The following is a 14,830-nucleotide window of genomic DNA, read 5'->3' as shown; positions in this document are numbered from 1 at the left end:
CCAGAGAAACTTAACGTGACAACACCCCGGGAAGCTCAAGGCGGAGCCGAAGCTGGGTGGCGGCACGACCTTCCTCTGTGGGATGCGCAACCTCGCAAACTCGAACGAATGTTGCCGTTTGACCGTCTGGAGCATCCGCGGAATATGCCTGCACGAATCAGGCGTGGGTGAGATCGTCGGCCTCAAAGCCCATCACCTTCGCCAATATCGCCTTGTCGGAGAGCAAGGGCGCGCTGGGGCCATCATATACGATTTTGCCACGATCCAGAATAATCGCACGCGGGGCGAATTCCAGCGCTAGCCTGGCGTTCTGTTCAACGAGGAGGATGGAGAAGCCTTCCTCGTTACGGAGGCGGACGAGCGCAGCGAAGATCTGCTGAACGATTACGGGCGCCAGCCCCTCCATCGGCTCATCAAGCAGGAGGATTTTCGGCCCGCTGACGAGTGCTCGTCCCAATGCGAGCATTTGCTGCTCGCCGCCGGACAATTGGTTGCCGAAATTGCCTCGGCGCTCGCGGAGCCTTGGGAACAGCTCATAGACTCGGTCGGTGCTCCATCCGTCGGATCGAAGCGCGACTGTGAGATTTTCGTGGACGCTGAGGGAGGGAAAAATCAGACGCTCTTGCGGTACAAATCCGATCCCTTCAGCGGTTCGGTTAAAGGTTTTGGATCGCAACAAATCCTTCCCGGCAAATTGCATGCTTCCCTTGTGAACGGTTGCCAACCCCATCATCGTTGCGAGCAGTGTCGTCTTTCCGACGCCGTTTCTTCCGAGTATCGCAACCGACTCGCCGCCCTTCACTGTCAACGAAACGTCATCTATGACTACTGTCCGGCCGTATCCTGAGGTTAAAGTCTCGATGATAAGATCGTCAGGCATCCACAGCCTCCCCAAGATAGATGCGCCGTACCTGTTCGTCCGAGGCTATTTCCCGAGGGGTGCCTTCGGTGAGAACCCTTCCCTGCTCCAGGACCGTGACGCGGTGAGCAAAACGAAAGACCAGGTCGATGTCATGATCGATCATGATGACGGCAATGTCGGAAGGCAAAGACTCGATCGCCTTCAAGATGACGTGGGTTTCCGAGGATGGCACCCCGGCCGCCGGCTCGTCCAGAAGAAGCAGTTTAGGCTTGAGAGCCAATGCGATCGCGAGTTCGACCAATCGTTGCTTGCCGTACGCTGCCTCGGCCGCCGGAATGTTCGCCTCGCCCGCAATGCCAAGCTGACGCAGCAGCGACATTGCCTCATCCCGTCGGGCACTCTCGGATGCCCCTCCCCCGAAAACGACGTGGCCGCCTCCGTCTCTTGCCCGAAGCGCTTGGCAGACATTTTCGGCGATCGACAGCGTTCCGAAAAGGTTGTTGATCTGATACGTCCTTCCGATACCAGCGCGAACCTTGGCCGATTGCGATAGGCCGGTAATATCCCTTCCCTGAAGGGAGATCTGTCCTGTCGAAGGTGTCAGAACTCCAGCAATCAGATTGATAAGTGTGGTCTTGCCAGCCCCGTTAGGACCGATCAGGGCGCGTCTCTCCCCGGGACGAACCTGAAGGCTCACATCATTGGTGACGGCAAGCGCGCCGAAATTCTTGGAGAGATTGCGGACTTCAAGCGTAAAGTCACTCATCGCTTGCCCCTTTCGGTGCAAACAGGCCCGAGATCAGTCCAATGATTCCTTGCGGCGCCAGGAGGACGACAACGACAAGGATCAGACCGATCCAGAATAGCCAGAAAACCGGATCGAGCTTCGAGAGAAGGTCCTGCGCAATCATGTAGATTGCAGCTCCGAGCACGGCACCGTAGCCTCGCCCGGTTCCGCCGAGGATCAGCATAACGAGAACCGCACCCGACAATTCGAAGCTGACGACGTTGAGTGCGACATACTGGGTTGTCTGCGCCAGAAGACCTCCGGCGACCCCGGCCATCACAGCGCTGATCAAGTAGGCTGCAAGTCGAAAGCGAAAAACGCTCACACCAAGGGCCTCCATCCTGCGGGGGTTTTCGCGAACACCGATCAGCGTATGGCCAAATGGCGAGCGTGAGATCTGGCGAAACAGAAGCCACGAAAAAGCGAGCACCACCGCCGCGTAGACATAGGCGGTCTGACCGAATAGGTCGAATTCGAAGAAGCCGAGGAGAGGTGCAATTTCGACACCCGACAGTCCGTCGGCGCCACCCGTCAGCCAGCTGGCTTGGTTGGCAACCTCGTACAACATGAAGACGAGCGCAAGCGTTAACATAAGCTGGGCAAGCCCACTCGCGCGCAGCACCACGGCGCCAGAAAGCAGACCGAGAGCGCCTGCAGCGATCCCACCGGCCATGAGACCCGTGAGAGGTTCATTCCAACCATGCGAAGCCAAGATCCCTGCAGTGTAGGCACCGAGCCCGAAGAACGCTGCGTGCCCAAGGGTGGCAATTCCGGTGACACCCAACAGCAGATCAAGCGACAGGACAAAAATCACCATGACAAGGATTTGGGAGCCAAGCAGCAGAGAGTCTGGAAGAGCAAAAAAAGCCGCAACGATAAGAATCCAGAGGAGTCCATCCGGCGCGAGAGAAGCGAAACGCTTGCCATAACTCTTTTTGGTTGAAACAGTTGTACCGACGATCGCCATTTCACGCCCTCCCGAACAGGCCTTGAGGGCGCCACGCCAGCAAGGCGAACATCGCAACGTAAATCGCAAAAGCACCGATCTCAGGCACGAAATACTTGCAGGCGGCGTCGAGCGTACCCAGCATCATTGCCGCAAGGAAAGGCCCTCCGGTCGACTTGGCCCCGCCGACCGAAACGACGATCAGGAAGAGGACGAGGTTTTCCATGGCGTAGCCAGGGTGAATCGCAAGCGTTGCCGCTCCCAAGCCCCCTCCGAGTCCAGCCAAGCCGCAACCGACCATAAAGGTGATGGCGAACAGTCGTTCGGTGTTGATGCCGATACACTCTGCCATGGAGCGATGGTCGACGGCGGCACGCACACGGGCTCCGTAGGATGAATATCCGAGCAAGAGCCAGAGGAAGCCCGCAACACCAAAACCGACGATAATCAGAATCAGTCGAAATGTTTGTAGAGACTGGCCGAAGACAGAGACATCACCGGAAAGCCAATTCGGAAGATTGAAGGGTTGCGGCAGGACGCCCCAGATCATGCGAGATAAAGCTGTGGCCATGAAAACGATGCCGATCGAAAACAGAACCTGGCGCAATTCCGACGCCCGATAGAGCAGCCTGAACAAAGTGCGTTCAAGCAGAAGTCCAAGCACTGCCGATCCAAGGGCCCCGACGATGAGCGACGAGATGAAAGGCAGCCCTTCGAAATTCATCAGGGAGACTGTGAGGTAGCCACCTGCCATGGCAAAAACGCCGTGGGCAAGGTTAGCGAAGTTCATGACGCCCATCGTAACGGAAAGCCCGACGGAAATGAGGTAGAGAACGGCCCCGAAGGAGAGGCCGTAAAAGAGCACCGCAACGATGCTGTGAGCAAGTTCGCCCATCGTCGTTCCTATCGGTTGATACGTATCCGTCACTTGGCCGTGTGGAGCGGATCCTTGACCATCGGAAGCGTCTCGATCTCAATGTTTGCAAGCTTGCCATCACGTCGCTCGAGGCGACGGATGTACATGTTCTGGACGACATCGCGGGTTTGGGGGTCGATCATGACCGGACCCCGAGGGCTATTGTCGTTGCGCCAATTCTGCAGCAATTCCATAGTCTTTGCTGGATCGAGCTTGCCGTTCTGCTCCTTCACAGCGTGAACGATAGCATCCATCCCATCCCAGCCCCCGACCGCGGAATAATAGACCGGAAGATCACCGTATTCCTTTTGCCAGGCGCTGACAAAAGCCTTGTTTGCGGGCCGGTCGCCGGACATCGAATAGTGGAAGATCGAAATAACGCCCGGGGGCACATCCCCCATATTCGGGAGCTCGTCCTCCGGCAGAACGTCTCCGGCAGCGAAAAGCTTGATGCCTGCATCGGCAAGGCCAAGATCGGCATAGGCGCGCATCGCTGCAGTTGCCTCCCGCCCCGACGGGACGAACAGAAAGAGTGCGTCCGGTTTTGCGTCTTTGATCCGTTGCATAAACGGCGAGAAGTCTGGGCTTTTCAGCGGCATTCTGAGAGTGCCGGCCACGGTTCCTCCATTTTCGGTCAGGCCCTTGGTAAAGGCCGCCTCTGCGTCCTGTCCGGGCGCGTAGTCGGTCACCGCTGTATAGACCCGTTTGAGACCCTGCTTTGTGACCCACTGCCCAAACGGATAGGCCTCCTGTGCGAGCGTAAACGACGTGCGCACAATATAGGGGGACTTTTCCACGGTTGACGACGTCGCGGCGTTCATCACTACCGTCGGCACCTTCGCTTGCGTCGAGAGCGGAGCCACTGAGTTGATATTGGGCGTGAACACGAAACCGGCGAGGAAGTCTACTTTTTCGCGGGTGATCAGTTCTTGTGCCAGACGCTTGGCCACGTCGCCATTCGGACCGGTATCGTCACGACGGACGATTTCGATCTTTGTGTCGCCGAGATCCTTTTCGTGTTCCTTTAGGTAAAGCTTGATCGCGTTGTCGACTTGCTGGGCTTGGCCCGCGCCCTGCCCCGAAAATGACAGGATCAGGCCGACTTTTATGGTTTCGCCCGCCCAGGCTGGGATGCTCGCCGAAGCCAACATGGCGGCGGCCGCAAACAGGATATGCTTCTTCATATTGTCTCCTCACTCCATTCGACCGGCGACCGGTCGGTCCTCCATTTTTCGATCACCTGAAACAACGGACGCCAGCCCAGTTGTTTCGAACGCGCTCCTGTAACCCGGCAGATGTCGGGCGAGAGCGCGGGCTTGGATCACGTCGTGACCGCTTGCCATTCCGACAAACGCGGTTGATTTCAGTGTTGCGAGCCGCCATTGACGAGAAGGTGCTGACCGGTAACCCAGCGAGCATCGTCAGACGCAAGAAATGCAACGACGTCTGCGATGTCGGCCGGTTCGCCAAGTCTCCCAAACGGCGACGCCTGGCGGAGCTCTTCCTGCCGGCTTGCGGGCGCGTCTTGAAAAATCCCGGGTACCGTGGGTCCAGGCATGACTGTATTGACAGTGATGCCGCGACGCCCCGCCTCGCCCGCGAAAGCCTCCGTCAAAGCTTTGACCGCTGCCTTGCTGGCGGCGTAAACACCGAGGTCGGGTTTTGGATAGATCGTGGTGCTGGACGCAATCGAAATGATGCGGCCGCCGTCTGCCAGCAATTGCGAGGCTGCCTTCATGCCTAAGAAAACGGATCGGGTATTGATCGCGAAAATGCGCTCGAAGTCGGCGAGTGAAAGCCCGCTGATGGGGCCACGCGGGCCGGTGATGGCGGCGTTGTTGACAAGAATGTCAGCCCGTCCGAACCGCTCGATTGCGGCAGACAGGAGGGCTGGCATGACCTCCGGTTCAGACAGGTCGCCACCCTGGCTGAAAATGTGTCCACCCAGCGCTTCGGCCTTCGCGACCGTTTCCGATGCGTCGGCTTCCGTGCCTGGGCCATAATTCAACATGACGCTTGCGCCGTCGCGAATGAGCCGCAGCACGATGGCTTGGCCGATATTGCGCGCGCCGCCGGTGACCACCGCGACCTTTCCCGATAACTTCTTGTCAGATGTTCCCATAGTTCCTGCATTCCTCCCGATGCCTCAGCCGGACTGACCCCTCAGTGCGCTGGCGGCCGATTTCACAGCTACTCAAAGATCAGCGGTCAGGCGCCAGCCTCGACGTAGATGTGCTTGGTTTCCATGAAGTCGTTCATTGCCTCCATCCCATGCAGTCGTCCAAGGCCGCTGGTGCGATAACCGCCGGTCTCGACCTCTGCCATCAGCCGATTGTGGCAATTGAGCCAAACGGTTCCGAATTTAAGCTTCCGGCTCATCCGCATGGAGCGGTTCAAGTCCTGGGTGTAAACACTCGCCGCCAGGCCAAAACGCGTTGCATTCCCGCGACGCAGCGCGTCACCTTCATCCGAGAAGCGCTCCAGCGTCAGGATTGGGGCGAATAGCTCGTCCTGAACGAGCCAGCTCTTCACGTCGCTTACCTCGAAGATAGAGGGGCTGACGAAGAAGCCACCGCCCAGCGCGCCTTGCCCCTTTTCGCCTCTCAAAACGACACTGTCCGCATCGACACAAGCGCGCTCGATGATGTCGAGCACGCGCCGCTGATTGGCTGCGTCGATCAACGGTCCTAACTGAACACCCGCATCCATGGGGTTCCCGATTACGACACGCTCATAGGCTTGAGTAATTCGGGCCTTGACCTCATCGTAAATCGCGTCCGCGACCAGCAGGCGGCTGATCGTGGTGCACATCTGTCCATTGAGGACGAGCGAGCCATTGGTGATTTCGGCGATTGCCTTATCGAGGTCGGCGTCCTGGAAGACGATCGCCGGCGCCTTGCCGCCCAGCTCAAGAGACAGATGTTTGATCGTACGCGCCGCGTTCGCCATGATGATCGACCCCGTCTTGGTCGAGCCGGTAAAGGAAATGACGTCGATCTCGTCGTGGGTCGAAAAGACGTTTCCGACTTCGATACCGTTCTCGTTGACGGAATTTACAACGCCGGCTGGGAAGCCCGTCGCCTCCGCGAAGCATTGCATTACCATCGCATTCGTCAGCGGCGTCTGAGGCGCCGGCTTGATCACAACGCTGCAGCCGGCTGCGAGTGCCGGCGCAACCGAACGGACGAGAAGCGTGACCGGCGCATTCCACGGCACGATCACCGATACGACACCAGAAGGTTCGCGTGTCATCAGCGACAAATTTCCCGGAGCGCTTTCGAAGGTGCGACCGAATAGATTGCGGGCAACGCCTGCATAATATCGAGCCTCGCCGAATCCGGCAGCCACTTCCCCTTTCGCCTGCGCCAGCGTCTTTCCGCTTTCGCGGCAGAGAAGTTCCGCCAGCGCATCCTTCCGCGCTTCCATCCGGTCGGCAAACTCCAGCAGCGCGGCCGCGCGAATGCGTGGGCTGCTTGCCCAAGAGCTAGCCTCAAACACCTCGCGCGCCACTGTAACAGCCCGCTCCGCGAGAGCGATCGAACCATTGGGCGCGGGCCCTAGAAACTCTCCGGTTGCCGGATTTATGCTCTCGTTATAGCCGTTGGGGGCATCGGAAACCCACTCGCCGTTGATGTAGTGGTCGCCGTTTGCGAAACCCATTCTCAGTCCTCCTGCCCTTACATTCGTATCTTCTACTGCGGAGCCGGCAAAGGAAACAAAGTCTTTCTCATTTACTCTGATGAAAGTTTTTGTTACATCGGCCTGATGGATATCCGACAGCTTAAATACTTTGTAGCCGCCGCAAAGCTCGAAAATCTTTCCGCTGCAGCTGACAAACTGCATGTCACGCACCCTGCGCTCGGCCAGCAAATCAAGAAGCTGGAGGAAGAACTTTCGGTTCAGCTCTTCGAGCGCCACTCGCGCGGGGTCAGCCTCACGCGAGCCGGCCACCATCTGGTCGAGCACGCCGAGGCTATTCTACATCGCTTCGCGGTTGCTAAATCCGAAATGGGGCGGTTCTCATCGGGGCTCGCAGACGTCGTGTCGATAGGGGTGACGCCGTCGCTTGGCCGCGTCTTCGTTCCCACCCTTCTCGACGAATGCACGATCAGACATCCTGGCATCCGGCTCAATTTTGTGCAGGGCTATGCTGACCATCTTGAGCGAATGATCCACGATGGCGAGCTCGATGTAAGCTTCGTACACTCGCGCATCGATAGCGCGGGATTGGAAAGCGTTCCACTCATTGTTGAAACTCTTTGTTTGATCGGAACACCTGCGCTTCTTGCGGATGTCGAGGATCCGGTCGAAATCGAGACGCTGGTCAAGCTCCCACTCATCCTCGACCGCAAGGGCCAATTGACTCGCCGCGTGCTGGAAAAAGTTGCGGGAATCGAGTGGATGGCATTGGATTCTGCCCTCGAAGTGCAGGCGATTAATATACGCAGAGAGTTTCTAATGCAGGGCAAGCGCTGCGCGATTGCGCCAATCGCACTGTTTTCGGATGAAATCCGGGAAGACAAGCTGGTGGTGCGCCAGTTCCGCTTGGATGAGTTTACGCGAACCCTCGGTCTCGCAACACCGCGCGTGGAAAGCCTCTCGCCAGCGCTTTCCGCCATTCGCAAAATCATCATTGAGATCGTCGAGAGTTTTATCCAGCAGGACAAATATGGCTGGAGGCTCCCGCAGAGCGATTGGTAAATTCTAGATCCACGGGAGACCCCTCAGGGCAGCCGAATAGGAGGATGGCGGCGAGGATGATGCGCATGTGAATGCGTTTAGCGATTCCCAAAAAAAAACGATTGACAATCAATAGATGACTGGTCATTTATTAATCATCGAAACGCAAACACCAACCATGAAGCTTAGTTATGCCGAGACCAGCCAATCCAGAAACCCGATCGCGCCTCCTGGAAAAGGGGGGAGACCTCGTCAGCACCCTCGGCTTCAATGCCACCGGCGTGCAGGAGATCACGGCGGCGGCCGGTGTGCCAAAAGGGTCGTTCTATAATTATTTCGAAAGCAAGGAGGCCTTCGCTGTTGAAGTCCTGACCGAGTATTGGGATTCATTGTTCGCGACCTACAGCCCGATCTTGGCCGATCACACCATGGCGCCGCTCACGCGCATCGCGCGCTATTTCGCGGGCCTGGCAGAGTTTCACGGGCGCCGCGGTTACGCGGTCGGTTGCCTGATCGGGAATATGGCGCTCGAGGTCACGCCGTCGAGCGAGCAAGTACGCATTAAGCTGGCGGCAATCTACCGCCAGTGGACGGCCTCGCTCATTGAATGCCTCCGGGAAGCCCAGGCCCAGGGCGAATTGCCCGCTGGAAAGGAGCCAGGACAGATTGCCGTCGCGTTGATCGACGCGTTCGAAGGTGCGGTCACGCGCGCCAAAGTCGAACGTAACCGGTCGCCGTTCGACAGCTTTGAAGGTTTCGTTTTGCCTGCCCTTGTGGCCTGAATAATTTTTGACCGATTAATATACGACCGGTCATGTATTTACCCAGTTTCTCGCTGCAACGCCGCGACAGCGAGTGATGACTTTTACCGCGGCTATCAAAGGAGCAAACCATGTCTACGATCACGACTAAAGACGGCGTAAATATCTTCTACAAGGATTGGGGCGCAGGCCAGCCGATCGTTTTCAGCCACGGCTGGCCGCTGACAGCGGACGACTGGGATGCCCAGATGATGTTTTTCCTTCGTCACGGGTATCGGGTCATTGCCCATGATCGGCGCGGCCACGGCCGGTCCGACCAGCCCGCCACCGGCAACGATATGGACCACTGGGTTGCCGACCTCGCGGCCTTGACTGAACACCTCGACTTGCGCGACGCGATCCATATCGGGCACTCGACCGGTGGCGGTGAGGTGGCTCGCTATGTCGCTCGCCACCAGGAGCGCGTCGCCAAGGCGGTGCTCGTCGCTTCCCTGACGCCGAACATGTACCGGAGCGAGGACAACCCGTCCGGTCAGCCCCCGGAATGGTTCGAAGCGATCCGGGCGGGCGTGCTGGGCAACCGGGCGGAGTTCTTCCGTTTCGTTCCCGAGAACCCGTTCTATGGCTATAACCTCGATGGGGCCAAGCCTTCGGAGGCAGTCATTGCGAACTGGTGGCGGCAGGGCATGGCCGGCGGTGCCCTCGCTCATCATGCGACGGTCGACTCCCGGCTCGAAGACTATACCGAAGACCTCAAGAAGATCACCGTGCCGGTGCTGGTGATGCATGGCGAGGCCGATCAGGTCGTCCCGTTCGCAAGTTCGGTGCCGCGTGCGGTCAACCTGCTCAAGAACGGGTTGCTGAAGACCTATCCCGGCTACCCCCATGGCATGCTGACCACGCATGCCGATGTCCTCAACCCTGATCTGCTCTCGTTTATCAGGTCTTGACGACGCTTCTTGTGCATAATCGTATTCGCAAATTGAGGAGGGTTCGGGCTTCGAAATCGCGACGAAGGACCGAACAAGAAGCTCAAGCCCTCCTTGGCGACTCGTCGGCCAAGGTCTACCTGCACGGTACGCTTACTTCGACACCGTCGCCGTGCCAGCGATGTCGACCATTTTAGACGACGTTTCGCTAGAAGCGCTCCTGGTGTCGTCGGAATCATCTGAAATATGTTGGAAGCTCGTTCTGGAGCGCACCATTATTGAGGATGACCGACTGCTGCCAAATGTTACGAGCGCGCATGAGAGGAAACGCGCGCAGTTCCATACTGTTGCCTCCTTGAGCAGTGACATCACGAGCCCAATCGGAATCCGTCAGGTCACGAAAGCAAACGTTTAGATGGATTTCCGAATGCTGAAAGAGATGACGCAAGGCGTGCGAAGGCAGGGTTGCCGCCAGATCGAGCGACGCCTTCGGCTCGTCATTCATGTCCCAACTGGGTGTCTCGCGAGCATTGTGGATGGCTTCCAGCACCTGGGCCATTCGGCGGGCCTTGAAGCATAAATTGGCTACAACGTGAGCGCGGCTCCATCCGGGCCGGGCAGCCGGTCCGTAAAGTGCTTCGTTGGAGAGTTCGTTGAGCTTTCGGGCAAAAAAAGCTGTTCCTCTGCGCAGCATGAGCAAATCGTCGCGCGGCGCGCCGGGCGCGTCAAAACGCGCCCCCTTTCCCAGACGCTGCCGCAGACTTTCTTGCGGGGCGAAATCCGACGGCAATTCTTTCATCAGTCGCGCCCCTCGACCTTGGTGCGCATGAAATTGAGGCGCTCCATGATGGGAGCATCGGAGAAGCGGAAAAGATCCAGTTGCGTATCGGCCTGAAGTGACCACGAAATCCACGACGGGACGACAAACATGTCCCCTTTTTCAAGGCGTTGTGTTTGCCCGTTCATGATAACCGATCCCATCCCCTCGAAGACCTGAAAGATCGTCGAGCCGATTTCTTGGCGCGTCGCCGTCGCGATGCCGGCGCGAAGCCGGTGAAACTCACAGCGTATCGTTGGCATAACGTCGCGGCCGGTGGTGGGATTGACGTATCGGATCGCCGCGTGACCCTGCTCGACAGTCGCGGGCTGGCCTTCGTCTTCGAGGAGGAGCTGCTCGGCCAGCGCCCTGTCGGTGTGTTCCCAACGGTAGGCGCTCAACGGCGATGAGACAGTATCTTCGAGCTGCGACAGCGGTCGCAGGCCGGGGTTGGCCCAGAGGCGCTCGGCGCGCGAGTAATCGGGCGTCGCATAGTCGGTCACCCGATCAGAGCCGAACTCGAAGAACCCGGTATCCATCTGCTGATTGAAAGGAATATCCAGACCGTCAATCCAGGCCATGGGATGATCGGTATCGTTGTGATGTCCGTGGAAGTTCCAGCCCGGCGTCAGCAAAAGATCACCGCGGCTCATGCGAACGGGATCGCCATTGACCACAGTCCATACGCCTTCACCTTCGACGACAAACCGGAATGCATTTTGGCTGTGCCTGTGTTCTGGCGCTGTTTCGCGAGGCCCGAGATACTGAATTGCCGCCCAAAGCGTGGGGCTGATATAGGCATGGCCGCCAAGGCCCGGGTTCGCCAGGCCGATCGCTCTACGCTCGCCGCCACGTCCGACCGGAACAAGATCGCCGGACTTTTTCGCAAGAGGCAGCAAACGGTTCCATTTCCAAAGATGTGGAACAGCTTTAGGTTTAGGATGGATCGGCATGAGGTCGCCGAGCTGGGTCCAGAGCGGAATGAGATGCTCTTCTTCAAAACCTTTGTAGAGGTCGCGCAGTTCGGGAGTGTCGTCTGGCTGCATGGCGTGCGAGACGGTCTCATGATTCAAAGTGTCGTCCATAGTCGTGTCCTCCTTCGGGTCTCGCGCTCGGCTAAACTGCGTCGGGCTGGTTTGCGGGAGCCCCGCGACGAAACGCGTCGAGAGCATTGAGCTCCGCGAAAATGCGTGCAATTTCCGGCCAGCGGTCGTGAGTGATAGCGAAGCGCGTGTTGTTCAAGACCTGTGCGTAAAGGCAGATATCCGCCAGACTTGGAGTGTCACCGTGACAAAAGACGCCGGTCGCAAAGGACCTGGAGAGCTCCGTCTCCAAGGCATCGAAGGTGACCGTCACCCAATGGCTGAACCAGTCGCGCTGGGCGTCTTCACTCGCAGAGAACTGATAATTCAAGCGTTGCAGGACACGAAGATTGTTGAGCGGATGGATTTCGCAGGCGATCGAGTAGGAAAGCGCGCGCACGCGCGCACGGCCTTCCGCATCACGCGGCAGAAGCTGCGGCTCTGGAAAGGTTTCATCCAGCCACTCCATGATGGCGAGAGACTGAGTAAGTATTGTGCCGTCCTCACGCTCAAGCGCGGGCACCAGCCCCTGTGGATTCATCGCGAGATATTCTGGAGTGCGCGTTTCGCCCTGACGTAGCGAGTAAGCCACATACTCATAGTCGACGCCCTTCAAATTCAGGGCAACTCGCAACCGTGTCGACGTTGATGATCGAAAGAAATTATGAAGCTTCAGCACTTTCGCCTCACCTCTCGCGCGGCCCGATCGGCGTTTCGATCGCGCCAAGTCCTTCAATGGAAGCAACACACAGGTCGCCTTCGGCAAGAGGACCGACGCCCGCTGGCGTGCCGGTCATGATCAGATCTCCCCGCTCGAGCGAGATCGAGCGAGACAGGAAGGCGATAATCTCAGGAACAGACCAAATGAGGTCTGCGAGATCGGCACTTTGCTTGACGGCACCATTGACGGTAAGGCAGATGGCACCTTTTCGGGGATGGCCCAACGCTTCGACAGGGAAAACCGGCCCTATGACGGCCGAGCGGTCGAAGGCTTTGCCCATGTCCCACGGACGCCCCTGCTCCCTCGCCTTCAATTGCAGGTCGCGCCGCGTTAGATCGTTTCCGACCGCGTAGCCCCAAACATAGGATTCAGCATTGGCTTCCGAAATGTCTTTGCCTGCCTTGCCGATCGCGACCACCAGCTCGGCCTCATAGTGAAAGTCTGCCGTGTCAGGAGGATAAGCGACTGTCTCGCCGCTATCGACTACCGCATCGGCGGGCTTTGTGAAGAAGAACGGTGGATCACGATCGGGATCCTTGCCCATCTCGCGCGCATGCGCGGCGTAGTTCCGGCCGACGCAGAATATCCGCCTGACGGGGAAGCGTTTGTCGGAGCCGTGCACGGCCACCGTCGCCTGGGGTACGGGAGAAAACACGAAAGCCGTCATTATATACCTCGGATGCTATCTTTGGCTGGTTTGCCGTGATCAGGCGCGAAATCCGATGATGGATCCCGGACGCGATCCTCTAAATGTTGACAGGCTCGAGCGGGACCGACAGTGGATCGTAGTTATAGAGCCAACCAGCACGGTCTTTTCCCGGGTCCTTGCGGGAGAATGCGTCCCGGAACTCTTGGTGAGTGTCGAGGTGATAGAGCTTTGCATGCTCCGTGCTCTCGTTGACGATCCTGGAGGTCCGGTCGATACGAGCCGTCTCGTAGCGGGACAGAGCTTGCTCCAAGTTGTCATACTCGAATAGCGCACGCGCGAGCACGGCGCCGTCTTCGATCGCCATCACCGCTCCCTGTGCCATGTATGGCAGAGTGGGATGCGCGCTGTCGCCGAGCAGAGTGACCCGACTGGTGCTCCAGAATGGCAAGCGCGGCCGATTGTTGAGGGCCCAGCAGAAGCACTTGTCGCGATCTGCAGCGTCGATCATGGTCTGGACGTCCTGGTGAAAGCCGGCATAGTCGACTTTGAGCGCTTCCCACGGCGCCTTGACCGTCCAGCCTTCCTCGCTCCATTCCGGCTTTTCAACGCAACCCACGAAGTTGAGAACGCGCCCGCCGTTTACCCAGTAGACGACCATGTGCCGTTGCGGGCCCATCCAGTTGACGAAAATCGGGGGCTGAAAATTGGGCGGAAGCTTCTCGACAGGCACCATGACACGCCAGGCGACGTTGCCGGTGAAATTCGCCGGCTCGTTTCCGTGCATCTGGGCTCGGACCACCGACTTGATGCCATCAGCACCGATCAGAACATCTCCACGTTCCGACGTCCCATCTTTAAAGTGTAGTGTGACCCCTTCGGTGTCCTCGACATAGTGTGTGGCCGATTTGTTGAGGTGCATCGCGGTCAGCGAGAGCTGGCGCACCCGCTGCACGAGAAGCCGCAAAATATCCGGGCGATAAACATGGAGATATGGTGCGCCGAACTTTTGGCGGTGTTCGTCACCGAGCATAATCTGGCTGACGATTTCCGCGGTGTCGTGCAGCCTGAATTCGATCCGCAGCGGATGGACGGCAGCCTCTTCAAGTGCGTCCAAAATTCCAAGCTTGTCGAGAACGCGGGTCGCGTTTGCGCTGACCTGTATGCCGGCGCCGACCTCCCCAAGCTCCGGTGCCTGCTCAAAAACATGGACATCGTGTCCGTCCATGAGAAGAAGACCTGCGGCAGTCAGGCCGCCGATACCGGCTCCCACAATCAGGATGCGCTTTTTCTCGGTCAAATTTTCCTCCCTGCTTTCTTGATGCGACGCGTCGGTTTCATGCTGCCGTTCAAAGCGGCGGCATTGGTCCGCCTCAACGCAGGTAAAGTGATAACTTTCGAAGGGAGCCCGCAAAAAGATCATTTTCCTTGCGCCTGATGAAAGGAAAACTATTGGCTAACCTGAAGGACACCACTTGATCTGGCGGCGAACGCATAAAAAAACCGCCGCGGAGGCGGCGGTAGGGACCATGAGTTTTGGCCGAAGTTGCATTGGAAAACTGATAGGAAGGAAATCGCCATCCGCCGAGGCGGATGTGACCTGCCACGGGTAAATTCCACCAGATTGGATTAGAGTCCGGCCTATTAAAGGACGGACGGTGTTGTCACGTTAGGTTTCTCTGA

Annotated in this window: 15 protein-coding genes; 3 read left to right on the top strand and 12 right to left on the bottom strand. The window is 58.1% G+C overall.

Going from position 1 to position 14,830, the window contains the following annotated elements; translation table 11 throughout:
• Positions 1-157 precede the first annotated feature (157 nt).
• The 7 genes from PL640_RS25385 to PL640_RS25355 form a co-directional block, all read right to left on the bottom strand.
• A complete protein-coding gene (locus PL640_RS25385; protein WP_269825449.1) occupies positions 158-880 on the bottom strand; it encodes an ABC transporter ATP-binding protein in 723 nt (240 codons plus the stop codon).
• Positions 873-1,628, bottom strand: coding sequence for an ABC transporter ATP-binding protein (locus PL640_RS25380; protein WP_269825448.1), 756 nt, complete (start codon positions 1,626-1,628; stop codon positions 873-875). Before PL640_RS25380 ends, PL640_RS25385 begins: the two co-directional genes overlap by 8 nt.
• Positions 1,621-2,616: a branched-chain amino acid ABC transporter permease gene (locus PL640_RS25375; protein WP_269825447.1), complete on the bottom strand. Its 996-nt coding sequence runs from the start codon at positions 2,614-2,616 to the stop codon at positions 1,621-1,623. The genes PL640_RS25380 and PL640_RS25375 overlap by 8 nt, the downstream gene beginning before the upstream one ends.
• Position 2,617: 1 nt before the next feature.
• Positions 2,618-3,490 carry a branched-chain amino acid ABC transporter permease gene (locus PL640_RS25370; RefSeq protein WP_269825446.1) on the bottom strand — a complete coding sequence of 291 codons (873 nt, stop codon included), beginning with the start codon at positions 3,488-3,490 and terminating at the stop codon, positions 2,618-2,620.
• A gap of 29 nt (positions 3,491-3,519) precedes the next feature.
• On the bottom strand, positions 3,520-4,695 hold the full coding sequence (locus PL640_RS25365; protein WP_269825445.1) for an ABC transporter substrate-binding protein: 1,176 nt from the start codon (positions 4,693-4,695) through the stop codon (positions 3,520-3,522).
• A gap of 179 nt (positions 4,696-4,874) precedes the next feature.
• Entirely contained in the window at positions 4,875-5,594 is a 720-nt protein-coding gene (locus PL640_RS25360; RefSeq protein ID WP_271363861.1) for an SDR family oxidoreductase, read from the bottom strand.
• Positions 5,595-5,719: 125 nt separating this feature from the next.
• The gene (locus PL640_RS25355) at positions 5,720-7,171 is read right to left on the bottom strand and encodes an aldehyde dehydrogenase family protein (protein WP_271363860.1); all 1,452 of its coding nucleotides are present in this window, start codon (positions 7,169-7,171) and stop codon (positions 5,720-5,722) included.
• Between PL640_RS25355 and PL640_RS25350 the strand changes: the two genes are divergently transcribed.
• The 3 genes from PL640_RS25350 to PL640_RS25340 all read left to right on the top strand — a co-directional run bounded on the left by PL640_RS25350 (position 7,148) and on the right by PL640_RS25340 (position 9,902).
• Positions 7,148-8,212 (top strand): LysR family transcriptional regulator, encoded by a 1,065-nt coding sequence (locus PL640_RS25350; RefSeq protein WP_271363859.1) that lies wholly within the window; start codon positions 7,148-7,150, stop codon positions 8,210-8,212. The two genes, PL640_RS25355 and PL640_RS25350, sit on opposite strands and share 24 nt — an antisense overlap.
• A 170-nt stretch (positions 8,213-8,382) precedes the next feature.
• Positions 8,383-8,973 (top strand): TetR/AcrR family transcriptional regulator, encoded by a 591-nt coding sequence (locus tag PL640_RS25345; RefSeq protein WP_269825441.1) that lies wholly within the window; start codon positions 8,383-8,385, stop codon positions 8,971-8,973.
• A 110-nt stretch (positions 8,974-9,083) separates the two neighbouring features.
• On the top strand, positions 9,084-9,902 hold the full coding sequence (locus PL640_RS25340; protein WP_269825440.1) for an alpha/beta fold hydrolase: 819 nt from the start codon (positions 9,084-9,086) through the stop codon (positions 9,900-9,902).
• A gap of 214 nt (positions 9,903-10,116) precedes the next feature.
• Here PL640_RS25340 and PL640_RS25335 read toward each other — a convergent pair whose 3' ends face one another.
• The 5 genes from PL640_RS25335 to PL640_RS25315 form a co-directional block, all read right to left on the bottom strand.
• Positions 10,117-10,680 (bottom strand): maleylpyruvate isomerase N-terminal domain-containing protein, encoded by a 564-nt coding sequence (locus PL640_RS25335; protein WP_269825439.1) that lies wholly within the window; start codon positions 10,678-10,680, stop codon positions 10,117-10,119.
• Positions 10,680-11,783, bottom strand: a complete 1,104-nt coding sequence (locus PL640_RS25330) for a cupin domain-containing protein (RefSeq protein WP_269825438.1) — start codon at positions 11,781-11,783, stop codon at positions 10,680-10,682. The genes PL640_RS25335 and PL640_RS25330 overlap by 1 nt, the downstream gene beginning before the upstream one ends.
• 31 nt (positions 11,784-11,814) lie before the next feature.
• Entirely contained in the window at positions 11,815-12,459 is a 645-nt protein-coding gene (maiA, locus tag PL640_RS25325) for a maleylacetoacetate isomerase (protein WP_269825437.1), read from the bottom strand.
• Between the two features lie 7 nt (positions 12,460-12,466).
• Positions 12,467-13,168 (bottom strand): fumarylacetoacetate hydrolase family protein, encoded by a 702-nt coding sequence (locus tag PL640_RS25320; RefSeq protein WP_269825436.1) that lies wholly within the window; start codon positions 13,166-13,168, stop codon positions 12,467-12,469.
• Between the two features lie 79 nt (positions 13,169-13,247).
• Complete coding sequence (locus PL640_RS25315) at positions 13,248-14,570, bottom strand: FAD-dependent monooxygenase (protein WP_269825435.1); 1,323 nt, start codon at positions 14,568-14,570, stop codon at positions 13,248-13,250.
• Between the last annotated feature and the right edge of the window lie 260 nt (positions 14,571-14,830).

This window comes from Agrobacterium sp. ST15.16.024 (assembly GCF_027956545.1).
Classification (GTDB): Bacteria; Pseudomonadota; Alphaproteobacteria; order Rhizobiales; family Rhizobiaceae; genus Agrobacterium; species Agrobacterium cucumeris.
Note: the sequence above shows the minus strand (reverse complement) of the source record. Positions and strands in the feature narration are given on the sequence as shown.

Bases quoted from the DNA above. Each gene is read 5' to 3' on its own strand.
- PL640_RS25385 (WP_269825449.1), bottom strand. From the start codon at position 880: ATGCCTGACGATCTTATCATCGAGACTTTAACCTCAGGATACGGCCGG.
- PL640_RS25380 (WP_269825448.1), bottom strand. From the start codon at position 1,628: ATGAGTGACTTTACGCTTGAAGTCCGCAATCTCTCCAAGAATTTCGGC.
- PL640_RS25375 (WP_269825447.1), bottom strand. From the start codon at position 2,616: ATGGCGATCGTCGGTACAACTGTTTCAACCAAAAAGAGTTATGGCAAG.
- PL640_RS25370 (WP_269825446.1), bottom strand. From the start codon at position 3,490: ATGGGCGAACTTGCTCACAGCATCGTTGCGGTGCTCTTTTACGGCCTC.
- PL640_RS25365 (WP_269825445.1), bottom strand. From the start codon at position 4,695: ATGAAGAAGCATATCCTGTTTGCGGCCGCCGCCATGTTGGCTTCGGCG.
- PL640_RS25355 (WP_271363860.1), bottom strand. From the start codon at position 7,171: ATGGGTTTCGCAAACGGCGACCACTACATCAACGGCGAGTGGGTTTCC.
- PL640_RS25345 (WP_269825441.1), top strand. From the start codon at position 8,383: ATGCCGAGACCAGCCAATCCAGAAACCCGATCGCGCCTCCTGGAAAAG.
- PL640_RS25340 (WP_269825440.1), top strand. From the start codon at position 9,084: ATGTCTACGATCACGACTAAAGACGGCGTAAATATCTTCTACAAGGAT.
- PL640_RS25335 (WP_269825439.1), bottom strand. From the start codon at position 10,680: ATGAAAGAATTGCCGTCGGATTTCGCCCCGCAAGAAAGTCTGCGGCAG.
- PL640_RS25330 (WP_269825438.1), bottom strand. From the start codon at position 11,783: ATGGACGACACTTTGAATCATGAGACCGTCTCGCACGCCATGCAGCCA.
- PL640_RS25320 (WP_269825436.1), bottom strand. From the start codon at position 13,168: ATGACGGCTTTCGTGTTTTCTCCCGTACCCCAGGCGACGGTGGCCGTG.
- PL640_RS25315 (WP_269825435.1), bottom strand. From the start codon at position 14,570: ATGATCTTTTTGCGGGCTCCCTTCGAAAGTTATCACTTTACCTGCGTT.